Below are 24493 nucleotides of genomic sequence, written 5' to 3'. Positions count from 1 at the left end.
CGCCTCTTCGCCACTGTCAATTGGCAAGCGTAGTGTTCTGAAGGGTGAGCGCGAGTGCGCAGGTACGGGCCTGGCGACCGGAACTGAACGGTGTCGTCGAGGTACTGCACGCCTACTTCCCGTCGCACGCGTACCCGAGCCACACCCACGACGCCTGGACCATCCTGCTCGTCGACGAGGGCGTCGTCCGGTACGACCTGGACCAGCGGGAGCACGACCTGAGCCGCGCGCAGGTGTCGATCCTGCCGCCCAACGTGCCGCACGACGGCCGCTCGATCCGCCCGGAGGGTTTCCGCAAGCGGGTGCTCTACCTGGAGCCCGACCGGCTCGGCACCGACCTGACCGGGGCTGCGGTCGACCAGCCCGAGTTGCTCGACCCCCTGCTCCGGCAGCGCATCGAGCAGCTACACGGCGTACTGGCTCTCGGCCAGGAGACGCTGGAGGCGGAGAGCCGCCTCACGCTGATCGAGGAGCGCCTCCGGCAGCACCTGAAGCGCCAGGTCATCGCACCGCCCGACCGCCGGGACGCAGGAGTCGCCAGCCGGCTACGGGAGGTGCTGGACGCGCACCTGCCCGGCGGGATCACGCTGGACGAGGCGTCAGCGCTGGTGCACGCGCACCCGGCGCATCTGGTGCGCGCCTTCAGCCGGGAGTTCGGCATGCCACCGCACCGGTACCTGACTGGCCGCCGCGTCGACCTGGCCCGCCGCTACCTCCTGGAGGGCTGCCCGGCCGCCGAGGTCGCGGCGCTGGCCGGCTTCTACGACCAGTCCCACCTGACCAGGCATTTCCGCCGCATGCTCGGAGTGACGCCGAGCAGCTTCGCCAGGCCCTGACAGCCGTACGGCGTACGCGAGCTACAGCGCGTCGACCTTCTCCACCTTCGAGGCCTTTGCCGCCTTGTACGCCTTGAAGCCCCACGTACCGAGCAGCCCCGCGATCCCCAGGTTGACCACGATCAGCACGGTGTGCGCGACGTAGTACCCGGTCGGGCGGTCTTCCGTGGCGGCCAGGTTCTTGATGAACGTCACGTACGTGACAACGTTCCAGACCGCGATCGCGATCAGCACCAGGGCATGCTTGCGTTCGAGTTTCACCCTGCCAGTGTGCACGTAGGGGGCGGCCGCGCCTCACTCGGCCGCCCCACAGAGGGGCGAGCTCTCTACGTGAGATCGACCCTGCTCGACGGCCGCGCCGACTCGCAAGCGAAAGAAGCTACTGGCGGGTCACATCAAGGGTTAACCTGTGCCCAGCCCTCAGGCGGCCGCACGCTCACCGCGGGGCCGCCGCCGCTCCGCCAGGCTCAAGCTCGGGGTGTAGGCGACGTCGTTCGGGCCGGCGTCGGTCCCCGGTGGGGCGATCTCGTCGATCCGGTCCAGGATCTCGTCGTCCAGGGTGACGTCGGCTCCCGCGAGCAGGTCGTCGAGCTGTTCCCCGGTGCGCGGCCCGATGATCGCCGACGTGACGCCCGGATGGGCGATCGCGAACGCCATCGCGAGATGCGTCATGGACAGTCCCGCCTCCGAAGCGAGCGGAACGAGCTGCTCGACCACGTCGAGCTTGCGCTGGTCGGTGAAGTGCTGCGGCATGGCACCGGCCCGCTGCGTCCCGGCCGGCTGTCCCTTCCGGATCCGGCCCGTGAGCAGGCCCTGGCCGAGCGGGCTCCAGACCAGCGCGCCCATCCCGTAGCGCTGGACGACGGGCAGGATCTCGCGCTCGATGCCGCGGTTGATGATCGAGTACGGCGGCTGCTCGGTGCGGTAGCGCTCCAGCCCACGCCGTTCCGCGATCCACTGGGCCTCGACGATGTCCGAGGCCGGGAAGCTCGACGTCCCGATCGCGCGGACCTTGCCGCTGTGGATCAGGTCGGACAGCGCCGACAGGGTCTCCTCCGGATCGACCGACGGGTCGGGGCGGTGCACCTGGTACAGGTCGAGGTGGTCGGTCTGCAGCCGGCGCAGGGAGTCCTCGACCGCCTTGACGATCCAGCGCCGCGAGTTGCCGCCACGGTTCGGGCCGTCGCCCATCGGGTAGTGCAGCTTGCTCGCCAGTACGACGTCGTCGCGCCGACCCTGGAGCGCCTTGCCGAGGATCACCTCGGACTCGCCGGCCGAGTAGACGTCGGCGGTGTCGACGAAGTTGATCCCGCCCTCGAGCGCTCGGTGCACGATCCGCACCGAGTCGTCGTGGTCGGCGTTGCCCATGGCCCCGAAATTCATCGCGCCCAGGCAGTAGGCGCTGACCTCGATGCCGGTGCGTCCCAGCGTGCGGTACTTCATCGTTCTCCTTCGGAAGGTGCCAGTTCGGCCTACTTCCAGGAAACCTTCGGCGCGATCACCGAACCAGCAAGATCCTCTCGCCTGCTTGCACAATCCTCCCGAGCACGTCCGTCACGGCAGCGCGGCGGCCGCCAGGTCGGTGCGGCCGCGCAGCCGGGCCGCGTCGATGCTGGGTGGGGCGCCGAACTCGCGGCGGTACTCGCGGCTGAACTGGGACGCGCTGTCGTAGCCGACCTCGTGGCCGACGCCGGTGACGTCGTTCGGGCGGTTCACCAGGAGCAGCCGCGCGGCCTGCAGGCGGATCTGCTTCTGGAAACGGATCGGGCTCATTCCCGTCACCACCTGGAAGTTCCGGTGGAAGGCGGAGGCGCTCATCCCGGACCGGCCCGCCACCTCCTCGACCCGGAAGGGCTCGGTGTAGTTGTCCCGGATCCAGCGCACCGCCTGCGCGACGTGACTCAGACTGCTGTCCGCGAGACCGAGCTGGCGGACGGCGTCACCGTGCTCGCCGGTCATCAGCAGCCACAGGATCTCACGTTTGACCAGCGGGACCAGCGTCCTGCGGTCCCGCGGCCGGTCGAGCAGACGCAGCAGCCGTACGACGGCGTCGAGCAACTCCGCCGGTGCGTCACTGACCGCGAGCCCCGGCCGGGCGACTCCCGAGGTCTCGGGCAGGTCCGCCGGTCCGGCCTGCAGCAGCATTTCCGCGATCATGGCGGGCTCGAGCGTCATCCCGAACGCCAGCGCGGGGCCGGCCGGCGTTGCCTCGACGAAGTGCCCGGTCACCGGGAGGTCCACCGACGCAACCAGGTACTGGCCGGGGCCGTACTCGAAGAGGTCTTCCCCGAGCGCCAGCCGCTTGGTGCCCTGGGCAACGATCGCCAGGACCGTACCGGTCGTGCCGGACTCCGGCGCCACCTCCCGGTCGGCCCTGCACACCCGGACCCCGTCGATGGCCGTCGTCAGGTCAGGTCGCGCGTGCCGCTCCACAAGGTCCCGAAACTCCTTCACAAGACCATTTCAGCACGCGCTCAAAGGCAGCGATTCACGAGTTCGGGCCCCGGTCGACCGTGCGCAGCAGTTGGGTGCGGTTGGCGACGCCGAAGCGGCGGTACAGCCGGGTGAGCTGCGACTCGACGGCCTTCACGCTCAGGTACAGCGCGGCGGCGATCTCGCGGTTGGTGGACCCGTCTCGGACCATCGCCACGATCTGCAGCTCGTTGTCGGTCAGCTCGGACGGCTGCCGACTACGACTCGGTACGTCGAGCCGCGCGAGCTCCGTCTCGGCGACCTCCCGCCAGGCGGGCGCGCCGTACTGCTCGAACTGCTCGATCGCGTCCAGGAACGCCGTACGGGCCACCGACCGCCGTCGCGCCTGCCGCGCGACCCGTCCGCGGGTGAGCTCGCAGCGCGCGAGGTCGAGCGGGTACACGTGGTCACCCGCGGTCGCGATCGTCTTCTCCAGGAGGTCGAGCGCCGCCGCCGGGTCGCCCTGCTTGGCGATCAGCAGCGCCTCGGACCGCGCCAGCCCGACCCGGACCACCTCGCGGTCGAGCGTGTCGGCCCGCTCGCGAATCTCCGCGATCAGTGCGGCCGCGTCGTCCAGCCGGCCGGAGGCGACCAGCGCCTCGGCGTAGTCCGCGTGCCACGGGATCACGGCCGGGTCGTACGGCATCGCCGCCTCCCCCGACTCCGCGATCGCGTCGAAAGCCTCGACCGCGCGCTGCGGATCACCGACCAGTACGCCGACCAGCCCGACCGCGGACAGCGCCGGACCGGTCCACTCGTCGTTGCCGATCACGCGCACCGCTTCGAGCGACGCTTCGGCCATCTCGCGCGCCATCGTCGCCGTACCGCCGGCCCACTCGGCGCGGGCGGCGATCACCATGCCGACCTCGGGCTCGTCGCCCAGGTCCTGCATCAGCTGGAGACACTCGTGCCCGGAGGCCAGCGCGTCGGCGCCACGGCCGCTGCGCTCGTAGATCGCGGTCGCCGAGATCAGGATCCCGGCCAGCCAGCGCACCGCGCCGCCGACCCGGACCTCCTCGACGAGCGTGCTGATGCCCTCGATCGCGGCCGCGTTGTTGCCGCGGAACAGCTCACGCATCGCGGCCATCTGCCGCGCGTGCACGACGCTCTTGGTCAGCGGCAGCCCGATCGCGAGCTCACCGGCCAGACCGAGCAGCCGGTCCGACGTCTGGCCGCCACCGACCGCGACCTCGACCGGGTGCGCCGCGCTCAACGCGTCGACCAGCGCTTCGGTGTCGCCGCAGCGACGGGCCAGCTCCTCGGCGATGCGCGCGTCCTCGCGGGCGTCGTCGAGCCGGCGGTCGAAGTACGCGCTGTGACTGCGCATGATCCGGACCTGCGCCTCGAGCCGGTCGTTGCCCTCGGCGGCTTCGAACGCCTCGGCGAGCAGCTCGATCCGCTGGTCGCGCTCCGGCCAGGCCGCGTCGACGAGCAGCAGCAGGGCCGGCACCTTGACCTCGGCAACGGTCGCGGACTGTACGGCGAGCCGAGCCATCTCCGCCGACTCCACCAAGTGCCCAGCGGCCGCAGCGTCGTCAGCGGCTCGGGTCAGTCGCCTGGCCCGGTCGTCCGGTGAGTCGGCCGGGGTCCTGTCGGCCGCCAGGCGCCAGAGCGTCGCGGCGGCGCCCAGCGCGCCACGGGCGCCTGCGGTCGTCCCGGCCTCCTCCAGCGCGGCAGCGAGGTCCGCATCGGCCTCCTGGGTCGCCAGGGCCCGGTGAGTGGCGTTCTCGACCGGCTCCTCGACCACCGCGGCCAGCCGGGCGTGTGCCTGCCGTCGCGCGGCCGACGTCGCTTCGGCGTACACGAACTCGCGCAGCAGCGGGTGGTTGAACCGCAGCCGCTCCGACGAGACGTCGATCAGCCCGAGCCCCTCCGCCTCGGCCAGCTCGGCGTCGACCGAGCGGCCCAGCGCGGCAGCCAGCTGGGAGGTGGTCGGACGCGGCGAGGCGGAGGCGTGCAGGAGCAGCTCGTGCGTCGCCGTACTGAGGTCTGCCAGGCGGTCGCCGAGCAGCGTCTTCAGCCGGCTCGACACCGGGAGCGGGTCGTTCGGCGAGACGCCCTGCGGGTGCCGCAGCACCGCACGGCCCAGCTCGAGCGCCATGAACGGGTTGCCGTCGCTGGCGGTGTAGATGCGGCGGGCGGTCCGTACCGGGAGCGGACTGGACAGCCGGTTGCGCAGCAGAGCCAGTACGTCGGGCTCAGCCAGCGGCGGCACCTCCAGCTGCAGCACCGGCTCCGGGCACGCCTCAGCCATCGTCGGGAGGTCGCCGTCGGCCACCTGCTCGGTGGCCAGCATGTGCACGCCCTCGGTCAGCCGGCGGGCGCAGAAGGTCAGCACTTCGAGACTGGACGGGTCGACCCACTGGATGTCGTCCACGACGAGCAGCACCGGCCCGGACGCCGCCAGGCGCCGCAGTACGTGCAGTACGGCGAGGCGCACGGCCAGCTCGTCCCGGACCGTGTCCGGCGCGCTGGCCTTGAGCAGCGCGACCTCCAGCGGCTGCCGCAGGTGGTCGGGCAGCACCTGCCAGGCCAGCTCGAGCTGGTTGGACAGGAGGTCCAGCAGCGTGACGTACGGCAGGCCGGCCTCGCTCTGGGACGGCGCAGCGCTCAGCACGCGCCAGCCGGAACGGGCGCGGTCGGCGACGAGCGCGCGGCCGAGGGCGGACTTGCCGATTCCGGTCGGGCCGTAGAGCAGCACGGAGCCACTGGTCTCGAGCTGCGTCCGCGCGCGCTCGACCAGTCCGGCGCGCCCGACCAGCTCGTCGTCAGTCATCGATCAACATTCTCCCCGAAGGATTACATTCGCGGACATCACAGTCGAGTGCCACTGGACACGGCGAGTGTCACACACGGATATCCGGACGCCACCCCCTCGTTACCCATCTGTTCACGGCGGCCCCGGTTCGGCGATGCACAAACGTCCGGCGTGTCGCCCGTCAAGACGCCGAATTTCCCGTCTGAACCTCCCACATTGTCGGATCAACTGAGGAAAGCCCGAAGCAGCGCGGCCGTCCCCGCGAGGTGTTCCTGCATCGCCGTGCGCGCCGCGGGCGCGTCGCCGGCCAGGATCGCGTCGACGATCTGCCGGTGCTGCTCGTCGGAGTGCACGATGTTGCGTTCGAGCAGCGGGATCGCGTCGAGCAGGGCGTTCAGCCGCATCCGTACGTCGGCCACCGCGGTGGTCAGCGACGGCGAACCGCTCACCTCGGCGATCGCAAGGTGCAGCCGCGAGTCCATCCGCCGGTAGTCGGTCAGCTTGGCGGTCGCGGTGTCGGCCAAGCAGCGGGTGAGATGGTCGTGCTCCTCGACGCCGAGTGCGCGAGAGGCCGCGGCCTCGGCCGCACCGACCTCCAGTGCGCCGCGAAAGACCAGAGCGTCCTCGAGTCCGTCACCGAGCTCTCTGACCAGCTTCTTCGCACCGACACGCTTCGGCCTCGGCAGGCGGGCGTTGACGAACGTTCCGCCGTACCGGCCGCGGCGGGACTCGACGTACCCGGCCTCGGTGAGCGCGCGGATCGCCTCCCGCAAGGTGACGCGGGAGACGTTGAGCCGCGCCGCGAGGTCGCGCTCGGACGGCAGGCGTTCGCCCGGGCCGACCACGCCGAGCTTGATCGACTGCAGCAGCCGCTCGACGGTCTCCTCGAACGGGTTGCCCGCCCGCACCGGCCGGAACAGCGCCTCCCCAGCTCGCGCCTCCTCGACCACACCGCCACCTCTCCCCGTCAGTCCCCTCACCCTAATTCCCCCGCCCCCTCGACTTTGAGCACCGACCAGCCGTCTCCACGGACCTCGCGTGACTGGCCGGTGCTCAAAGTCGCGCTAGAGGGGTGTGACGTACGAGCCGGAGATGCCGCCGTCGACGAGGAACGTGTTGGCGGTGATGAACGACGAGTCGTCCGACGCGAGGAACGCGACCGCCGCGGCGATCTCCTCGGGTTCGCCGAAGCGGCCCATCGGGACGTGCACCAGACGGCGCTCGGCGCGCTCGGGATCGGCCGCGAACAGCTCCTGCAGCAGCGGCGTGTTCACCGGCCCCGGGCAGAGCGCGTTCACACGAATCCCCTGGCGGGCGAACTCGACGCCCAGCTCGCGGCTCATCGCCAGTACGCCGCCCTTCGACGCGGAGTACGAGATCTGCGACGTCGCCGCGCCCATCACCGCGACGAACGACGCGGTGTTGATGATCGATCCCTTGCCTTGGCGCTGCATGTACGGGATCGCCGCCTTGCAGCACAGGTAGACCGACGTCAGGTTGACCTCCTGCACCTTGCGCCACGCCTCCAGCCCGGTGTCCAGGATCGAGGCGTCCTCGGGCGGCGAGATGCCCGCGTTGTTGAACGCGACGTCGACCGACCCGTAGGTGTCGAAGGCCTGCTGGAACAGGTTGTCCACGCCCGTGCCGTCGGTCACGTCGGTCGGCACGAACAGCCCGCCGACCTCGTCGGCCGCGGTCTTGCCGGCCACCGGGTCGAGGTCGCCGATCACGACCTTCGCGCCCTCGGCCGCGAGCCGCCGTACGCTCGCCAGGCCGATGCCACTCGCGCCGCCGGTCACGACGGCGACGCGGCCTTCGAGGCGGTGCGCCTTCACGTCAGTCATTCAGTCCTCCGTGGAGATGAAGATGTTCTTGGTCTCGGTGAACGCGGCCAGCGCGTCCGGACCGAGCTCGCGGCCGAGCCCGGACTGCTTGAAGCCGCCGAACGGCGTGGAGTAGCGCACCGACGAGTGCGAGTTGACCGACAGGTTGCCGGCCTCGATCCCGCGGCTGACCCGCAGCGCGCGCCCGACGTCCCGGGTCCAGATCGAACCGGACAGCCCGTACGCCGAGTCGTTGGCGCGCCGGATCGCGTCGGCCTCGTCGTCGAACGGGACCACCACGACGACCGGGCCGAAGATCTCCTCGGTCAGCGCCGGTGCATCCTCCGCGAGCCCGGTCAGGACAGTCGGCGGGAACCAGAACCCCGGCCCGTCCGGCGCCGTACCGCGGAACGCGACCGCGCTGTCGTCGACGTACGACGCCACCCGCTCGAGCTGCTGCGCCGAGATCAGCGGCCCCATCTCGGTCTGCTCGCTGCTCGGATCGCCCACGCGAACGCCCTTGACCGCGGGCTCGAGCAGCTCCAGGAACCGGTCGTGCACCGACCGCTCGACCAGGATCCGCGACCGCGCGCAGCAGTCCTGCCCGGCGTTGTCGAACACGCCGTACGGCGCCTGCGCGGCGGCCTTCTCCAGGTCCGCGTCGGCGAAGACGACGTTCGCGGACTTGCCACCGAGCTCCAGCGTCACCCGCTTCACCTGGTCCGCGCAGCCCGCCATCACCTGCTTGCCGACGCCGGTCGAGCCGGTGAACACCACCTTGCGCACGGCCGGGTGGGTCACGAACCGCTGCCCGACGACCTTGCCCGCGCCCGGAACGATCTCCAGCACGCCCGGCGGGATCCCCGCCTCCAGCGCCAGCTCGCCGAGGCGGATCGCGGTCAGCGGGGTGAGCTCGGCGGGCTTCAGTACGACGGTGTTGCCGGCCGCCAGCGCCGGTGCGAAGCCCCAGCCGGCGATCGGCATCGGGAAGTTCCACGGCACGATCACGCCGACCACACCGAGCGGCTCGGCCACGGTCAGATCGATGCCTCCGGCAACGGGAATCTGCCGGCCGAACAGCCGCTCGGGCGCGGCCGAGTAGTAGTGCAGGACGTCGCGGACGTTGCCCGCTTCCCAGCGGGCGTTGCCGATCGTGTGGCCGGCATTCTCGACCTCGAGCGCGGCCAGGTTCTCCAGGTCGGCGTCGACCGCGTCGGCGAACCGGCGCAGCAGGCGGCCGCGGTCCGCCGGGGCGACCGCGCGCCAGGTGGTGAACGCCTCGGCAGCGCGTCGGATGGCCGCGTCGGTCTGCTCCTCGGTTGCGAGCTCGACCGTGCGGACCACCTTCTCGGTGGCCGGGTTGATCACGTCGTACGTCACGGGGTTCTTCTCCTCGTTGCTTCGGCGACCAGGGCGGCGAACAGCCGCAGGTCGTCGGGGTTCTCCTCGGGGTGCCACTGCACGCCGAGCGCGAAGGCGTGGCCGTTGACCTCCGCCGCTTCGACCGTGCCGTCGCCCGCGCGGGCGGTCACGTGCAGGTCGTCGGCGACGACGTCGATGGCCTGGTGGTGGTAGCAGTGCACGGTGGTGCGGTCGCCGAACAGCCGACTGGTGAGGGTGTCCGGGTCGATCTTCACGTCGGTCCGGCCGAAGATCGCGGGCGACGGGCGGTGCTCGTCGTGGCCGACCGCCTCGGGCAGGTGCTGCTGCAGGGTGCCGCCGAGCGTGACGTTGAGCATCTGCAGGCCGCGACAGATCGCGAGCAGCGGGAGGTCTCTGTCGAGGGCGGCCTCGATGAGGACCTTCTCGTGGTCGTCACGGCCCGGTCTGGTGTCGACCGTCTCGGAGTGCGGCACAGCGCCGTACGAGGTGGGATCGACATCGCACCCGCCGGCGATCACGAGCCCGTCGAGGATGTCCAGGATCGACGGGTCGGTGCCGACGGGCGGAAGCAGGATCGGCGTACCGCCGGCCGCGACGACCGAATCGAGATAGACCCTGGGCAACAACGCCGCGTCACGTTCCCAGACACCCCAGATGGTCGGCTCGAGGTACGTGGTGATGCCGATCCGGGGCCGACTCCGACCCTCCGTGCCCGAAGGGTCGGCGGAAGGCACTTCAACGCTTTTCAAAATTTACAACCTCTCGAAGCCACGGACGCGCTCCCAGTCGGTGACGGCTGCGTCGTACGCGTCCAGCTCCACCCTGGCCGCGTTGAGGTAGTGGTCGACCATCTCGTCGCCGAACGCCTCGCGGGCCAGCTTCGACCCGCCGAACAGCGCCGACGCCTCACGCAGCGTGGTCGGGACGTGCGGCTTGTCGCTGGTGTAGGCGTTCCCGGCCAGCAGCGGCTCGAGCTCAAGCTCGTTCTCGATGCCGTGCAGGCCGGACGCGATCAGCGCGGCGACGGCGAGGTACGGGTTCACATCGCCGCCAGGTAAGCGATTCTCGACGCGCAACGACTGGCCGTGGCCGACGACGCGCAGCGCGCAGGTGCGGTTGTCGAGGCCCCAAGCGACTGCAGTCGGCGCGAAGCTGCCGGGCTGGAAACGCTTGTACGAGTTGATGTTCGGAGCGAGCAGGTACGTGAGCTCGGGCAGGCAGGCGAGCTGGCCGGCGATGAACTGCTCCATCAGCACGCTGAACCCGTGCTCGCGATCGCCGGCCAGGACCGGGTCCCCGTCGGCGCCGCGGAAGCTCAGGTGGATGTGGCAGGAGTTGCCCTCGCGCTCGTCGTACTTGGCCATGAAGGTGAGGCACTTACCGTGCTTGACCGCGATCTCCTTCGCGCCGGTCTTGTAGATCGAGTGGTTGTCGCAGGTCTTCAGCGCTTCGTCGTACCGGAAGGCGATCTCCTGCTGGCCGAGGTTGCACTCGCCCTTGGCGGACTCGACGTACAGGCCGGCGCCCTCCATCGAGTTGCGGATATCGCGCAACAGCGGCTCGATCCGCGCGGTGCCGAGCAGCGAGTAGTCGACGTTGTACTGGTTCGCCGGGTCGAGATCCTTGTACGTCTTGGACCAGGCCTGCTCGAAGGTGTCGTTGAACACGATGAACTCGAGCTCGGTGCCGACGAACGCCGTGAGGCCGCGCTCGGCGAGCCGGTCGAGCTGCGCCTTGAGGATCTGCCGCGGGCTGGCCGGCATCGGCTTGCCGTCGAGCCACTGGACGTCGCAGATCACCAGGGCGGTGCCTTCGAGCCAGGGCAGGACTCTCAGCGTGGCGAGGTCGGGAGCCATCAGGAGGTCGCCGTACCCGGACTCCCACGAGGACATCTCGTAGCCGTCGACGGTGTTCATGTCGACGTCGACGGCGAGCAGGTAGTTGCAGCCCTCGGTCCCGTGCTGCACCACCTCCTCGAGGAAGTAGCGCGCACCGCAGCGTTTGCCCTGCAGCCGGCCCTGCATGTCGGTGATCGCGACCAGGACGGTGTCGATCTCCCCCTTGCCCACCAGGTCCCGCAGTTGCTGCACGGTCAGCTTGCCGGTGCTCGATGCCACGGTCTCTCCCGGGTTTCATTGGTCTGCAGACAGTCCATTGACGCAAGGCTCCGGCGCGATGTCAATGTGTCCGTTCCCTTGACACAGGGGTCCGGCGCGAGGAACCTCGTGGCCATTCCTAGTGGTATGCCCGTAGACCATTGGAGCCACGATGAGCCGGAAGACCTCGCGCGTCGACTACCAGCAGGTGGGCAAGGAGTACCTGGAGCAACGCCAGCTGCGCCGGGGCGCGGCCGGCTGGGTGCTGCTGGCCGGACTCGGTGTCGCCTACGTCATCTCCGGCGACTTCGCCGGCTGGAACTTTGGCCTGGCCGAGGGCGGCTGGGGCGGGCTGCTGATCGCGACCGTGCTGATGGCCACGATGTACACCTGCATGGTGTTCGGGCTGGCCGAGCTCGCGTCGGCGATCCCGGTCGCGGGCGCCGGGTACGGCTTCGCGCGGCGGGCGCTGGGACCGCTGGGTGGATTTGCTACCGGTACGGCGATCCTGATCGAGTACGCGATCGCGCCGGCCGCGATCGCGACGTTCATCGGCGGCTACATCGAGGCGCTCGGGCTCTTCGGGCTCACGTCGAGCTGGCCGGTCTACCTGGGCTGCTACGTGATCTTCATCGGCATCCACCTGTACGGCGTGGGCGAGGCGCTGCGGCTGACACTCGGCATCACCGTGGTCGCGGTGGTCGCGCTGGTGGTGTTCGTGGTCGCGATGGTGCCGCAGTTCGACGCCGACAAGCTGTTCGACATCGTGCCGAACGACGCCGCGGGGGCGAGCGAGTTCATCCCGTTCGGGTACGCCGGGGTGCTGGCCGCGCTGGTCTACGGGATCTGGTTCTTCCTGGCCGTCGAGGGCGTGCCGCTGGCCGCCGAGGAAGCGCGCGACCCCGTTCGCGACATGCCGCGCGGGATCATCACCGCGATGGGCATCCTGCTCGTCTTCGCCGCGCTGATGCTCGTCTTCACCGCCGGCGGAGCTGGTTCATCTGTTGTCGCCGACTCGGACAATCCTCTGCCCCTGGCCCTTCGTACCGCACTAGGCGGAGACCCCTGGGTCGCCGATTTCGTCAACTACGTAGGCCTGGCAGGCCTGGTCGCGAGCTTCTTCTCCATCGTCTACGCCTACTCCCGTCAGCTCTTCGCCTTGTCTCGCGCCGGCTACCTCCCGCGCTTCCTGTCCGTCACCGGCAAGCGCAAGACGCCGTACCTGGCCCTGCTCGTCCCCGGCGCCATCGGCTTCCTGCTCGCCGCCATCACCCAGGACGGCGCCCTCCTGATCAACATCGCGGTCTTCGGCGCCACGGTCTCGTACGTCCTGATGACGCTGTCCCACATCGTCCTCCGCGTCCGCGAACCCGACCTGGCCCGCCCGTACCGCACCCCCGGCGGCACCATCACCACCGGCATCGCCCTCGTCCTCGCCGTCATCGCGGTCGTCGCCACCTTCTTCGTCGACAAACTCGCCGCAGGCATCACCGCCGCCCTCTTCGTCGTAGCCCTCGCCTACTTCTGGTTCTACAGCCGCCACCACCTGGTCGCCTCAGCCCCGGAAGAAGAGTTCGCCGCCATCCAGCAAGCGGAGTCGGAGCTGTCGTAGAGCGAGTCGGAGCTGTCGTAGCAAGAGCCGGATCCCTTGCACAGCGAGGGATCCGGCTCTTGGGACGGCACGGGTCAGTCGCGGATGTCGTTCCACTGACCGCTGCAGGCGATGCGCTGGCCGTCGGGCTTGAAGTAGCAGACCTGGGTCCGGATCCGGTTGATGCCGCCGGGCAGGCCCGGATTGCCGATGGCGAAGGGGGTGAAGGTGACCGTGACGTTGCCGGCCGAACGGACATCGCTGTCGACCTTGGTGGAGCCCGCGAAGGCGTCGAAGAAGACCCGCGTGGTGCCACCGGTCGACTTGTCCCCGACCGTGACGGTGATGGTCGCCGTCCGGTTGCCCCAGGTGATGTACCCCTCGGCGAACTCGTTGCAGTCCGGGTCGATGACCGAGCCGAAGACACACAGCTTCGGGATGTGGTCCCGCGCGTACTGAACACTCGCCGAGGCGGGCGCCTGGGTGGCGGTCACGACGGCGACAGCGGCGAAACTCGCCGCGGCGACGGTACGGAAGAAGGTCATCGGAGGGCTCGCTCTCAGGCGTAAGGGGTTCGATCGGTCCCAGTTTTCTCCCGAAGCCGACGGCAACACCAGGTAGTTGCAGGTAGTGACATCACCGCCGGCCTCACGGCTTCCGTCTTCGCCGCTGCCAGCGCCTACTTCTGTTCCACAGCCGCCACCACCTTGTCCCGAGGAGGAGTTCGCCGCTGTCCAACACGCCAAGTCGGAGCGGTCGTGGAGCGATTCGGCGCTGCCATTGGCCAACTCGGTGCTGCCATTGGCCAATTCGGCGCTGTCGTAGGGCGACTCGGTGCAGTCGTAGGTCGAACCTGGCGCTGCACCGGGTTGAGGCTGCAGCGGTTGAGGTCGCAGCGGGTTGACAATGGCGGGGCGCCGCATCGGTCGACGCCAACTGGATGGCCGACGGGGTGCGACCGTCCGCGTCCCCGAGGAGAGACCATGCCGTCATCCCGCAGCGAACCTCCCGCCGTACCAGCTGCCTCAGGAGCTGCCGGCGGCCCGCCCGCGGCGCAGGCAGCGCAGGCAGCAACGGTAGGTACGTCGTCAGCGCAGGCGGAAGCGGCAGCTGCGCCAGTGGCACCGGCCGGGGCGCCGGCGGCACAGGTCGGTGCGCCGGCGGCACAGGTCGGTGCACCGGCGGGTGTACCGGACGCGGTCCGGGCGACGTTGCTCGCCACCGAGCACTGGAGTCTGCTCGGGACGCGCGGCACGATCTGGTCGGAGGTGATGAGCAGGATCTCCATCCACCTCACCGTCGCGTCGGCATCGCTGGTGGTGATCGCGCTGGTGACGCAGGCCTCCGGGTTCGGCCACGCGTTCAAAGTGCTCTCGATCGGCCTGAGCTCGGTCGTGCTGGTCCTCGGCACGCTCACCGCCCTCCGCGTACACAACGCGACCGCGGACGACGTAGCGCTCGTCACTGGGATGAACCGGCTGCGCGCCGCGTACCTCGAGATGGACCCGACGCTGGCGAACTACTTCGTCACGTCCTGGCACGACGACCCGGCCGGGGTGCTGACGACGTACACGATGGGAACCCGTCCGGTCGCGACCCACCACCTGGCCAGTACGACGATGTTCGTGACCATCGTCAACACGATGGTCGCCGGCACCCTCGGAGCCCTCATCGCCAGCGCCGCCGGAGCACCCTCAACCGTCACAGTCCTCACCGGCGCCGCCACTGCCCTGCTCTACCTCACCGCCACCGTCCAAACCGCCAAACACCTCTTCGCCCCACCCCCTGTCGACGCGCACTTCCCGACCCCACCCACCTGAGCGCATTCCGCCCCCACCAGCCGGCACCGACATACGAGAACCGCCGAAACAGCAAGGACCCCGACGTCGTCGCCGTACTCGCCGACGCACACGTAGACATCAGTACGTCGGCCCTGCCACCGTCGAACCAACAGGGCTGCTCATCGGCCGCAGCAGCAGGCCACCGGTCTCCCCTGCGCGACAACATCACCTACCCACCAGCACACGAGGACCACCAGCCGATTCCCAGAACGCAGACGCCGGTAGACCGATACCGCCGGACCGCCGGTTCGCCGGACCGCCGGTTCGCCGGACCGCCGGTTCGCCGGACCGCCGGTTCGCCTGACCGCCGGTCCCTGCCGGACCGCCGGTCAGGCAGGGACGGCCAGTTCGCTGGTCAGGCAGGACCGCCAGTCGGCCAGGCCAGCTGACCTGTCGGGAACGTACCGGGCGCGCTCGTCGCTCTCGGCTGGCCGAGGAAGTCTAAAAGCCGGCGGAGCGGCGACTCGTGCCGGCAGACCACTACGAGCACGAGGACCGGGTCGACCTACTGAACCGTGCTTCGAACCCGTAGTCAGCCGCTCGCAACCCCGATCCAGGCCCCGGCCCGAGCACGACGACCTGCTCCTTGCCCTGCAGCCCCGCTGGTTGGGCTGCGGTGGCGCACCGCCGGGCTCCAGCACGGGGATCACGAAGCACGCGACCGCCAGCGCTCCGACACCCAGCGTCTGCTCTCCGCCAGCGGTCCGGCACCCCAGCGGCTGCTCTCCGCCAGCGGCCGGATACACGCGTGGGTGCGTTGGCCGGCTTGGGCGCGCCGTTCTACGTCAGGTTGGAGCAGCCGGCAGGCCAGTGGGCTGCGCCGCGCGCGGCTAGAGGATGGTCCGGAGCTGGCCGACCCCACGTACCGGGCGGCGGACCGTCCGCTGTCGAACGGACGTGTGAGTGATCCGAAGAGGGCGCGCCCTGGTTGGCCGTCGGCTCAGCGACGGTGCTGTCGGATTGGGGGCGGCCGGATTCGGGGCTTGTCGTTCTTGGCGCGGCTGCGGGCTCACGGGGGTTTGGTTTTGTCGGCCCAGGTGGGGCGGTTGGCCTGGGGGTGGCCTTGGTTCATGGTGATGGTCCAGTGGTTGTGGTGGACGTCGATGTGGTGGGCTTTGCAGAGCAGGGCGAGGTTGGTGATGGTGGTGGGGCCGCCGTCGGCCCAGTGGACCAGGTGGTGGGCTTCGCACATTGCGGGTGGGGCCTGGCAGATGACGCAGCCTTTGTCGCGGGCGTTGAGGGTTTGGCGGATGGCTCGGGTGACGAAGCGGTGTTCGGTACCTACGTCCAGGGGCTCTGAGTTGGAGCCGAGGACCAGCGGGATGATGCCGGCGTCGCAGGCTAGGCGGCGTACGGCGCTGGTGGACAAGGTGGCGCCGGAGGCGAGGGTGCCTGCGCCGATACCCGCTGTCAGGTCGTTGAGATCAACAGTGACGGTGATGTGGGGTTTGATGTCGCCGTGGGCGGGGGCTGCTGTGCCGGTGGATGCGGCAGTGGTGAGGATGGCGGTGAGGGCGTCGGCTTGGCGTTTGCCGCGGCTGCGGGGGTCGCGGGCGCCGTCGGGGGTCTGGTGGGGTTTGGCGCCGGCGAAGATCAGGGTGTGGAGAAGTTCGGCGTTGTCGCCGGCTAGGTAGCCGCCGAACTCAGTGCCTAGTTCGCCGCGCTTCAACCAGAGGGTTTCGGCGGCCAGGGCTTGGGCTTCGGGTTCGGGGCCGTCGGTGTCGAGGGTGTTGCGGATGTGTTTGCCGAGTTTGCGCAAGTCTCCTGGGCAGAGGGTCTGGGCGGCTTTGACGAGTTCGTGTTCGGCGACTTGGAGGGTCTCGACGGAGACCATTGCGGTGGCGGGGATGCGTTCGAGGGTGGTGACGATGGCCTCGGCTTGTCCCACATGCAGCACCGGCTCGCCCACGGCGGGGCCTGCGGCTGGGGGCTCGCCGGTGCCGTGGAGGGCTGCTTGAACGTCGCCGTACTTCGGCAGCGCCGTGGCCAGGCGGAGGTCCCGCCGGACCTCCGCCGGATCCAAGCGGTGCCGGACCGCGATTAGCTGCACCGTGTCCCGAGCACCGATCTCGGCGGCATGGCCGTTGATTTCCAGGGCCGACAACAACCGCAGGCGGTAGGCCTGCACGCGGGCGATCTCGGCTTGGGCAGCGTCGAGCGCCGACAGCATTTCGCTGCCGGTCATGGACCACGGGGGCCGCTCGTCGCAGTACGTCATGCAGAAGAGCATGAACCCCGCCGCCGACAGTTTTCGATGGAAAGCCTTGTTTTTAAGGGGTTATGACAAGTTGTCCGGATCCGGTCAGACTCGTCGAGAGTCCCGCATGACCAAGTGGACTGACACCGCTCCTCAGCCCCACGCTTGCGGTAGGTCGGCGCGGACCTCAGCCAGTGACTGCGTTCCGAACTCTCTCTTTGTTGTTGTCTTTGGTTGTTGGTTCTTGTTCCTGTCCCTCCTCTTCTGCGTCTGTGCTGGGCTTTCCCTTGGTCGCGGCGCAGTACTGCCGTGGCACTGGTGCGCCTGTTGACGTCTTGGCGGTTGGGGGGATGGTGCTGAAAATCGGGTGATTCGGCCGCACCGCCCAAGTGGCCCGATCTGGAGGAGCGCTTCATGCGATCTTTCGTCAACCGTCCCCGCGCGTTCGCCGTACTGCTGGCTGGTACGGCGCTCGCGTTCAGTCCGCTCGGTGGTCAGGCCGAGGCGAAGTTGCCGGCCGACGTCAGCGGGAACCCGTGCTACAGCCCGGCCGAGGCCACGTCGGCTCGGGGTGGTCAGGAGGCTGACCACCGGGAGCTGAGTGCTGCCGAGCAGAAGTCCATCGAGGCCCGGACCGCCGAGCTGGTTGCGGCCAAGCGGGCTCGTGGGCTCGCTCCGGCGCCCGGCAAGCTGGCCGCGGCGAACGTGCCGGTGTACATCCACGTCATGCGCAGCAGCACCGGCGCGGGTGACGTCACCGCGAGTCAGATCACCCAGCAGATCGCGGAGCTGAACCAGAACTTCGCCGGCGGCGAGTCCAGCGCGGCGGCGAACACCGGGTTCACGTTCTCGCTGGCCGGGACCTACCGGTACAACAACAACACCTGGCACCGCGACGGCCAGAGCACGACGTACCGGGCGCAGACCCGCAAGGGCGGCAAGAACGCGCTCAACATCTGGCTGGTCAACTTCAGCTACCTCGGCATCGCGACCTTCCCGTGGGACTACGCGAGCAACCCGTCGATCGACGGCATCCGGGTGCAGTACAGCTCGCTGCCCGGCGGCTCGTCGACGAACTTCAACCTCGGCAAGACCGCGACGCACGAGGCCGGTCACTGGTTCGGGCTCTACCACACGTTCCAGGGCGGCTGTACGTCGACGAACGACTCCGTGAGCGACACGCCCGCCCAGGGCAGTGCGAGCAGCGGCTGCCCGACCGGCCGGAACTCGTGCTCGCTGCCCGGCGTCGACCCGATCCACAACTACATGGACTACTCCTACGACTCCTGCTACAACCAGTTCACGCCGGGGCAGAGCACCCGGATCAGCAACATGTGGACGGCGTACCGGGCCTGACGCTCGTACGCCGTACGCCGCTCTAGTGCTCCGTGGCCGGTCCCTCAACCTTGGCGGGGACCGGCCACGGGCTCCACGGCGTACAACCCTTTGCCGGTGCCGTCGCGTCAGGACGGGCAACAGACCATCGAGCGAAGGAGAAGTGCCTTGAGGAAGTCCGCAGTCATCGTGTCCGTCGTGGCCGCCGCGGCTGTTGCCGCCGTACCGGTTGGAGCGCAGGCGGCTCCGGCGGGGGTCACGCAGCCGTACGGGCATCTCGTCAGTGGTACGACGTGGAGCACGGGTGGGGCGTACGTCGCCAAGAGCGGGAAGATCGAACTGACGCTGAAGACGCTGCCCAAGGCGACCGACGTCCTGGTCGAGGAGTGCGACGAGGGCGGGGACCTGGGTGAGGTGCAGGTCTTCACCAAGAACGCGTCCAGCCACGTGCTGGCGACCGGTGTGGCGAAGGGCACGTGCTTCCTGGTGCTCTTCCAGCCGCACGCGGGGGCTGGGGGCTACCGGGTTGGTGGGACGCTCAAGTACTAGACAGTTGGCGGGGCTTCTGAGGCCTGCGATGCGGCCGGCGGGGTCGTCTGTGATTGAGGCCGCGCCGGCCGGAAAGAGAGCCGTGAGAGGGCTGCTGGAGTTGGCGGCGGGCTGGTCGCCGTACGGCGGTGGGCTGGTCCGCGGGACGGTCTGGAGCTGCCTGCGGGCTGGTCGTTGTGGCGGCCTGGAGGGTGGCAGGGTGCGGCCTCGGCAGGGAGTCCGCGTGGTTTTTGGGCTGGAGGTTGTCTAGAGTGCCGCCGATGCGTGTGCTCCTGACGGCGTGCGCGACCACCGTGTTGCTGGTGGCCGGCCCGCTCACAGCGACCGCCGCCGCCCAGGGCTCGCGGAGCCCGGTCGGTGGCGTCCAGCTGACCTCGGAGTCGCGGGTTGTCGCCGCCGGGGCGACGCCGCCGGCGGTGCAGGCTGGGTCGTTCGTGGTCGCGGATCTCGATACCGGGACGGTGCTGGCTGCGAAGGCGCCGCACGCCAAGTTGCGGCCGGCCAGCACGTTGAAGACGCTGACGGCGCTGGTGCTGCTGCCGCGGCTCAACAAGGCTGATGTGGTGGTCGGGTCGGACGGCGACGCGGGGATCGAGGGCAGCAAGGTCGGGGTGTACCCGGGGCTGCGGTACTCGGTGGACCTGCTGTTCCAGGGGATGTTCCTGGCGTCCGGCAACGACGCCGTGCACGCGCTCGCCGAGCACGACCAGGGCGGGACCGCGGCAACCATCGACCGGATGAACACGAAGGCCACGGAGATCGGTGCGCTCGACACGCATGTGACGGATCCGACAGGGCTGGATGCGGACGGGCAGGTCTCTTCGGCGTACGACCTGGCGTTGTTTGCGCAGGCGGGGCTGGGGCGGCCGGACTTCGCGAAGTACGCGTCGACGAAGTACACGAACTTCCCGCTGGCCAAGGCCGGCACGTACCAGGTCGCGAACCAGAACAAGCTGCTGTTCAACTACGACGGGGCGCTCGGGGTCAAGACGGGCTACACGACGCTGGCCCGCAACACGTTCATCGGCGCCGCCCGGCGGGACGGGCACACGCTGGTCGTCACGCTGATGAACTCGCCGCACGGCATCACCGAGGACGCAACGAAGCTGCTCGACTGGTCCTTCAGCCACTACGAGGCGCTGAGCCCGGTCGGCACGCTGGTCAAACCTGCGAGCGCTGCCAAGACCGGTCCGAACGTGTCGAAGAAGTCCGCAGCCGGTACGCCGTTGCCGAAGCGCACCCACACCGTCCTGATGCCGGCGCTCGCCGTGCAGTCGCTGGCGCTGAGGATCCCGTCCTGGGCGTACGCCGCCCCACTGTTCCTGCTGCTGGCCATCTTCCTGCGCAGACCGAGGGCGCTGAAACTCCACAACAAGAAGAGCAAAACCAGGCGCCACTGACCTCTCCCCTTGGGAAGTGGGGAGGGGGAGGGAGCCTGGCCGCCCCGACCGCTGCCTTCGGCGCGGGGGCCCGCGGTGCCGTCGCGGCGGGCTGGCGCCTACTGCAACTCGTTTGTCAGCGCTTGAGGGAGCGGGCTGCTCTTGCCAGGTGGACTGTGAGGGCTGTGGCGGTGGCGCCGAGGAGGGCTCCGGCGGCTACGGCGACGGTGTCGGCCTTGCGGGCGGGGATGGGGACGACCTTGAACTTCTTGCCGGGCGGGCCGGGGAGGAGGCCGTTCTCGTCCGGCTCGGGGTTGGTGGAGCCGTTCGTACGGCGGCGTGGGAGCACCTGCTCGGTTTCGAACGGCATGGCGGCGCGGGCGGCTTCCTCGGCCTCGCCGGTGTGCCAGCGGTGGTCGAGGGTGGCTTCCTTGGTCCACGCGGCGATCAGCATGATGACGCGCGTCATCAGGTAGATCCACACCAGCAGCGCGAGCGGCAGCGCCAGAGCGCCGTACGCCGCGTTGTTGCCGATCACGTTCTTGACGTAGGCGTTGCCGAGCTTCTGGGCGGCGAAGAACACGATGCCGCCGGCAACCGCCGCGATCAGCGCGACCTTGCGGGGCAGGATGATCCGCGGCATCGCGGTCTGCAGGTACAGGAACAGGATCGCGCCGGCCGCGATGCCGACCACCACGCTGATCGCGCCGAGGCCCCAGTTCGCCAGCCAGGTGCCGTCGAGGTTGACCCACTCGACGATCTTCTTCGACAGCCCGGACAGGACCGACGAGGCGAGCGTGGCGAGGATGCCGATCAGGCCGAGGCCGACCAGCGCGCCGAGATCGGTCACCTTCAGCTTGATCGCGTTACCCGGCTGGTCGTCCAGCTCGTGCATCGACCGGATCGAGGCGCGCAACGAGTCGATCCAGCCGAGGCCGGTGAGCAGCAGCGAGACGCCGGAGATCAGCCCGATCGTGCCCGCGTTGGCGATCAGCGCGTCGATGTCGATCTGGTCGCCGATGCCCGGCAGGTTCTTCGCCAGGGCCGTCTTCATCACGTCGATCGCGCTCTTGGGCAGCAGCGCGCCGACCACGGCCGCGGCCAGCACGATCAGCGGGAACATCGACAGGAAGCCGAAGAAGCTCGTTGCCCCGGCCAACCGGTTGCCGCGCCGGTCGCCGTACCGCTTCCAGGCCCGCCACAGCTGCGTGCGGCTGAACCGCGCCCAGACCGCCTTGCCCCGTTCCTTGACGCCCATTGCTCTCCTGTACCCGTCCTGCCGGCCTGTACGCCGTACAGCGTGGCAGGTGGTTCAGCCCTTCAGCGGGAAGGCGCGCTGCGGGCGCCAGACGCCGTCGGCACCGTGCTCGTACCGGCTGAACGCGGCGACGTCGAAGGCGCAGTCGTAGTCCGCGAGCGTGTCGTACGCGCGGTCCAGCGACTCCTTGTCGAGGTCGTGGGCGACGGTCACGTGCGGGTGGTACGGGAACCGCAGATCGACCGCGAGCGGGCCGGAGCGGACCTGCGACTGCAGGACCTCGCAGGACGAGATGCCTTCCGCGAGTGTGACGAAGACCACCGGGGAGATCGGGCGGAACGTGGCGGTCCCGCGCAGGCGGATGCGGAAGCTGGGGAATCTGGCCGCCAGCTCCAGCAGGTGCTCGTCGATGCGTGGGAGGTCCTCGTCGGGGACCTCTGTCGGCGGGAGCAGGGTCACGTGGGTCGGGATCGAGCTGGCCATCGGGTCGCCGAAGTCGGCCCGGTACTTCTGCAGCTCCGAGCCGAAGGGTTCGGCGATCGGAATCGCTACACCGATCGTCGCCATCCGCCTACCGCCCCGCAGCCGGGGCGGCGGGGGTGCTGGTGCGGTGCGCGGGCTCGAGGACGGCTGCTGGCATACCTCGATTCTGACACCGCCTCGGGTCGGATCCGTAGCCGGGACTGTGTCGGGTTGCTCATAGTAATTGCGTTATGAGGTGCTACACGTTCGGCGGTTGTGCGGCCGGGGGCGTGGTGGTGGGTGGCTGGGGTCGCCTCGGCCCGTGAGAGGAGTGGTTGGGGGCCTGGGAGTGGGTGAGGGGTCGGGGCGTGGGTCGCTTGGCTACAGGCCGGCGGGGATGCGGCCGGGCAGGTGGCGTGTGGCTGAGGTCGCGGCGGCCGGAAAGAGAGATGTGAGGAGGAGCCCTGGGAGGGGTGGGTGTGGGGTGGGGCGTAGGCGGGCTGGGCTGGGCTGGGCTGGGCAGGCGACGCCGTCGGCGCGGGTGGGCCCGGGGGCACTCAGGTGGGGTAGGCCGCGTGGTGACCGGGCCCGGTGGCCCCGCGTGGTGACCGGGCCCGGTGGCCCCGCGTGGTGGCGAGGGCGGGTGGCCCCGCGTGGTGGCGAGGGCCTGTGGGCGCGCGTGGTGGTGGAGGTAGATGGGCCCGCGTGGTGGTGGGGATGGGGTGGGCCCGCGTGGTGGCGGAGGCGGGGTGGGCCCGCGTGGTGGTGGAGGTGGGGGTGTGCCCGCGTGGTGGTGGAGGTGGGGTGTATACCCGCGTGGTGGCGGGGGTGGGCCTGGGGGGTCGTAGGGTCGGGGGATGGGTTCTCGGTTGGCTGTGGTGGTTCCTGGTGGGGAGTACGGGCCTCAGGGGCCGTTGCTGATGTTTGCGGGGGAGGCTGCTGAGCGGCGGGGGGCGTCGGTTCATCCGGTGAACTGGCAGAACCGGGAGGCGGCGACGACGCTGACCGAGGAGCAGTTGCTGGCTTGGGTGATCGGGCAGGTTTCGCCGCATCTTCCGATCGGGGTTGCTGGGTCCGGGTTGTTGCTGATCGGGAAGTCGTTGGGGACGCATGCGGCGGCGCTGGCGGCTGAGCGAGGGCACCCGGCGGTGTGGCTGACGCCGTTGCTGAAGCATCGGCAGGTGGTGGAGGCTCTGGAGCGGTCGAGGGCGCCGTTCCTGTTGGTGGGTGGGACCGCCGATCCGCTGTGGGACGGGGACGTGGCGCGGCAGCTGACGCCGTACGTGCTGGAGATCCCGGAGGCCGACCACGGGATGTACGTCCCGGGTCGGCTCGCGGCGTCCGCCGACATCTTGGGTCAGGTGGTGACCAAGGTCGAGGACTTCCTCGACGAGGTCGTCTGGGTCTAGGCCGTGGTGGCGGGATCGCCGTCGACGGCGGCCTTCAGCTTGGGGACGAGCTGGTCGAGCACGATCGGCAGGCTGAGCACCGAGACGAAGCTGCTGGCGCCGTACAGCTCGTCGTCGTAGTTCTCCTCGACGAACACGTCACGCCCCTGCGTGCGGACCTTGAGGTTCTTGTACAGCGGGTCGGCCTGCAGCTTCGCCGTGCCGCCCTTGGTCGGGAACCAGACGAGCGCCTGCTGGTCGAGCAGACCGATCCGCTCCTTGCTGATGTTGGCGCCGAACTTGTCGCCGATCAGCCCGTCCAGCCCGCTCGGCAGCGTGAAGCCGAGGTCGGTCAGCAGGCGCGAGCGCGGGTCCTGGCTGCCGTAGATGAAGTACCCCTCGTACGGCGTCGCCATCAGCGCCGGCTTGCCCTGGAACTCGGGGTGTTCGGAGCGGACCGTCGCGAAGCGCGCCTCGATGCCCTTGACCAGCTCGTCGGCCTGCTTCGGCTTGCCGACCGCCTGGCCGACGGTACGGGCGACGGTCTGCCAGGCGACGCCGTAGTCCGGTACGCCGGGCGGCTGCGCCACCGTCGGGGCGATCGCGCTGAGCTTCTTGTAGTCGTCGGCGGTGACGCCGGAGTACAGCCCGATGATCAGGTCCGGCCGGAGCGCGGCGATCTTCTCGAACTGGATGCCGTCCTTGTCGCTGAGCACGGTCGGCAGCGGCCGGTCGCCGAGCTTCTCCTTGGCCCACGGGAACAGCGCGCCGGGCTTCTCGCCGAACCACTCGGTGGTGCCGACCGGCGCGACGTCGAGCGCGAGCAGCGCGTCCTGGTCGACGAGGCCGACCGAGACGACCCGCTGGGGCGCCGCCTTGACCTCGGTGGTGCCGAACTTGTGCTGGATCGACGCCGGGAACGCCCCGGCCTCGGAGGCTGCCGTCGCCCCGCCCTCCGCGGCGGGCTCGTCGGAGCCGGAGCCACAGGCGGTCAGAGCGAACAACGGAACGACGACCAGCAGCGCGAGCGGCCGCAGGAGGGAGCGCATGGAGACCTCACAGGAAGGACAGAGAGCAAGGGAAGGAAAGGACCGACTGGGCGGGTCGGCGCATTAGGTTGCCCTA

General features: G+C 69.7%; 21 protein-coding genes. 7 read left to right on the top strand and 14 right to left on the bottom strand.

Translation table 11 applies throughout. The features are described from left to right. Positions 1-44: 44 nt before the first annotated feature. A complete protein-coding gene (locus tag ACYVIO_RS13430) occupies positions 45-836 on the top strand; it encodes a helix-turn-helix transcriptional regulator (RefSeq protein ID WP_460651050.1) in 792 nt (263 codons plus the stop codon). 21 nt (positions 837-857) lie between these two features. On the opposite strand, the gene ACYVIO_RS13425 is transcribed toward ACYVIO_RS13430, so the two are convergent. The 9 genes from ACYVIO_RS13425 to ACYVIO_RS13385 form a co-directional block, all read right to left on the bottom strand. Continuing rightward, positions 858-1097 (bottom strand): SCO4848 family membrane protein, encoded by a 240-nt coding sequence (locus tag ACYVIO_RS13425; protein WP_460651049.1) that lies wholly within the window; start codon positions 1095-1097, stop codon positions 858-860. A 159-nt stretch (positions 1098-1256) separates the two neighbouring features. Beyond that, positions 1257-2279: an aldo/keto reductase gene (locus ACYVIO_RS13420; protein ID WP_460651048.1), complete on the bottom strand. Its 1023-nt coding sequence runs from the start codon at positions 2277-2279 to the stop codon at positions 1257-1259. A 111-nt stretch (positions 2280-2390) separates the two neighbouring features. Continuing rightward, entirely contained in the window at positions 2391-3290 is a 900-nt protein-coding gene (locus ACYVIO_RS13415) for an AraC family transcriptional regulator (protein ID WP_460651047.1), read from the bottom strand. 34 nt (positions 3291-3324) lie between these two features. Then, positions 3325-6084 carry a helix-turn-helix transcriptional regulator gene (locus ACYVIO_RS13410; RefSeq protein ID WP_460651046.1) on the bottom strand — a complete coding sequence of 920 codons (2760 nt, stop codon included), beginning with the start codon at positions 6082-6084 and terminating at the stop codon, positions 3325-3327. 206 nt (positions 6085-6290) lie between these two features. After that, positions 6291-7016 carry a FadR/GntR family transcriptional regulator gene (locus ACYVIO_RS13405; RefSeq protein ID WP_460651045.1) on the bottom strand — a complete coding sequence of 242 codons (726 nt, stop codon included), beginning with the start codon at positions 7014-7016 and terminating at the stop codon, positions 6291-6293. Positions 7017-7130: 114 nt separating this feature from the next. Then, positions 7131-7910: a 3-oxoacyl-ACP reductase gene (locus ACYVIO_RS13400; protein ID WP_460651044.1), complete on the bottom strand. Its 780-nt coding sequence runs from the start codon at positions 7908-7910 to the stop codon at positions 7131-7133. After that, a complete protein-coding gene (locus ACYVIO_RS13395) occupies positions 7911-9269 on the bottom strand; it encodes an aldehyde dehydrogenase family protein (protein ID WP_460651043.1) in 1359 nt (452 codons plus the stop codon). Further along, positions 9266-10006, bottom strand: a complete 741-nt coding sequence (locus ACYVIO_RS13390) for a gamma-glutamyl-gamma-aminobutyrate hydrolase family protein (RefSeq protein WP_460651042.1) — start codon at positions 10004-10006, stop codon at positions 9266-9268. The genes ACYVIO_RS13395 and ACYVIO_RS13390 overlap by 4 nt, the downstream gene beginning before the upstream one ends. Positions 10007-10024: 18 nt before the next feature. After that, on the bottom strand, positions 10025-11389 hold the full coding sequence (locus tag ACYVIO_RS13385; protein WP_460651041.1) for a glutamine synthetase family protein: 1365 nt from the start codon (positions 11387-11389) through the stop codon (positions 10025-10027). Positions 11390-11540: 151 nt separating this feature from the next. Here ACYVIO_RS13385 and eat point away from each other — a divergent pair, with 151 nt between their 5' ends. Continuing rightward, positions 11541-12980, top strand: coding sequence for an ethanolamine permease (eat, locus tag ACYVIO_RS13380; RefSeq protein ID WP_460651040.1), 1440 nt, complete (start codon positions 11541-11543; stop codon positions 12978-12980). Between the two features lie 74 nt (positions 12981-13054). Here eat and ACYVIO_RS13375 read toward each other — a convergent pair whose 3' ends face one another. After that, the gene (locus ACYVIO_RS13375) at positions 13055-13504 is read right to left on the bottom strand and encodes a hypothetical protein (protein ID WP_460651039.1); all 450 of its coding nucleotides are present in this window, start codon (positions 13502-13504) and stop codon (positions 13055-13057) included. Between the two features lie 438 nt (positions 13505-13942). Between ACYVIO_RS13375 and ACYVIO_RS13370 the strand changes: the two genes are divergently transcribed. Next, positions 13943-14779, top strand: a complete 837-nt coding sequence (locus ACYVIO_RS13370) for a hypothetical protein (protein ID WP_460651038.1) — start codon at positions 13943-13945, stop codon at positions 14777-14779. A 1030-nt stretch (positions 14780-15809) separates the two neighbouring features. Here ACYVIO_RS13370 and ACYVIO_RS13365 read toward each other — a convergent pair. Next, positions 15810-17018 carry an HNH endonuclease signature motif containing protein gene (locus tag ACYVIO_RS13365; protein ID WP_460651037.1) on the bottom strand — a complete coding sequence of 403 codons (1209 nt, stop codon included), beginning with the start codon at positions 17016-17018 and terminating at the stop codon, positions 15810-15812. Positions 17019-17411: 393 nt separating this feature from the next. Here ACYVIO_RS13365 and ACYVIO_RS13360 point away from each other — a divergent pair, with 393 nt between their 5' ends. The 3 genes from ACYVIO_RS13360 (at position 17412) to ACYVIO_RS13350 (ending at position 20281) form a co-directional block, all read left to right on the top strand. Beyond that, entirely contained in the window at positions 17412-18353 is a 942-nt protein-coding gene (locus ACYVIO_RS13360; protein ID WP_460651036.1) for a zinc metalloprotease, read from the top strand. A gap of 147 nt (positions 18354-18500) precedes the next feature. Then, complete coding sequence (locus ACYVIO_RS13355; RefSeq protein WP_460651035.1) at positions 18501-18881, top strand: hypothetical protein; 381 nt, start codon at positions 18501-18503, stop codon at positions 18879-18881. Between the two features lie 260 nt (positions 18882-19141). Next, the gene (locus tag ACYVIO_RS13350; protein WP_460651034.1) at positions 19142-20281 is read left to right on the top strand and encodes a D-alanyl-D-alanine carboxypeptidase family protein; all 1140 of its coding nucleotides are present in this window, start codon (positions 19142-19144) and stop codon (positions 20279-20281) included. 115 nt (positions 20282-20396) lie between these two features. Here the strand turns inward: ACYVIO_RS13350 and ACYVIO_RS13345 are convergent, their stop codons facing one another. Next, positions 20397-21518 carry a YihY/virulence factor BrkB family protein gene (locus ACYVIO_RS13345; RefSeq protein WP_460651033.1) on the bottom strand — a complete coding sequence of 374 codons (1122 nt, stop codon included), beginning with the start codon at positions 21516-21518 and terminating at the stop codon, positions 20397-20399. A 54-nt stretch (positions 21519-21572) separates the two neighbouring features. Beyond that, on the bottom strand, positions 21573-22085 hold the full coding sequence (locus tag ACYVIO_RS13340) for a 2'-5' RNA ligase family protein (RefSeq protein WP_460651032.1): 513 nt from the start codon (positions 22083-22085) through the stop codon (positions 21573-21575). Positions 22086-22837: 752 nt separating this feature from the next. Here ACYVIO_RS13340 and ACYVIO_RS13335 point away from each other — a divergent pair. Further along, positions 22838-23389: an alpha/beta hydrolase gene (locus ACYVIO_RS13335; RefSeq protein WP_460651031.1), complete on the top strand. Its 552-nt coding sequence runs from the start codon at positions 22838-22840 to the stop codon at positions 23387-23389. On the opposite strand, the gene ACYVIO_RS13330 is transcribed toward ACYVIO_RS13335, so the two are convergent. Beyond that, a complete protein-coding gene (locus ACYVIO_RS13330; protein WP_460651030.1) occupies positions 23386-24417 on the bottom strand; it encodes an iron-siderophore ABC transporter substrate-binding protein in 1032 nt (343 codons plus the stop codon). The two genes, ACYVIO_RS13335 and ACYVIO_RS13330, sit on opposite strands and share 4 nt — an antisense overlap. Positions 24418-24493: the final 76 nt, after the last annotated feature.

It is taken from the genome of Kribbella endophytica, assembly GCF_054781295.1.
Note: the sequence above shows the minus strand (reverse complement) of the source record. Positions and strands in the feature narration are given on the sequence as shown.

Coding starts and splice junctions, on each gene's coding strand:
- ACYVIO_RS13375 (WP_460651039.1), bottom strand. CDS start 13,504: ATGACCTTCTTCCGTACCGTCGCCGCGGCGAGTTTCGCCGCTGTCGCC.
- ACYVIO_RS13330 (WP_460651030.1), bottom strand. CDS start 24,417: ATGCGCTCCCTCCTGCGGCCGCTCGCGCTGCTGGTCGTCGTTCCGTTG.
- ACYVIO_RS13345 (WP_460651033.1), bottom strand. CDS start 21,518: ATGGGCGTCAAGGAACGGGGCAAGGCGGTCTGGGCGCGGTTCAGCCGC.
- ACYVIO_RS13370 (WP_460651038.1), top strand. CDS start 13,943: ATGCCGTCATCCCGCAGCGAACCTCCCGCCGTACCAGCTGCCTCAGGA.
- ACYVIO_RS13350 (WP_460651034.1), top strand. CDS start 19,142: ATGCGTGTGCTCCTGACGGCGTGCGCGACCACCGTGTTGCTGGTGGCC.
- ACYVIO_RS13335 (WP_460651031.1), top strand. CDS start 22,838: ATGGGTTCTCGGTTGGCTGTGGTGGTTCCTGGTGGGGAGTACGGGCCT.
- ACYVIO_RS13410 (WP_460651046.1), bottom strand. CDS start 6,084: ATGACTGACGACGAGCTGGTCGGGCGCGCCGGACTGGTCGAGCGCGCG.
- ACYVIO_RS13420 (WP_460651048.1), bottom strand. CDS start 2,279: ATGAAGTACCGCACGCTGGGACGCACCGGCATCGAGGTCAGCGCCTAC.
- ACYVIO_RS13360 (WP_460651036.1), top strand. CDS start 17,412: ATGCGATCTTTCGTCAACCGTCCCCGCGCGTTCGCCGTACTGCTGGCT.
- eat (WP_460651040.1), top strand. CDS start 11,541: ATGAGCCGGAAGACCTCGCGCGTCGACTACCAGCAGGTGGGCAAGGAG.
- ACYVIO_RS13365 (WP_460651037.1), bottom strand. CDS start 17,018: ATGACGTACTGCGACGAGCGGCCCCCGTGGTCCATGACCGGCAGCGAA.
- ACYVIO_RS13400 (WP_460651044.1), bottom strand. CDS start 7,910: ATGACTGACGTGAAGGCGCACCGCCTCGAAGGCCGCGTCGCCGTCGTG.
- ACYVIO_RS13340 (WP_460651032.1), bottom strand. CDS start 22,085: ATGGCGACGATCGGTGTAGCGATTCCGATCGCCGAACCCTTCGGCTCG.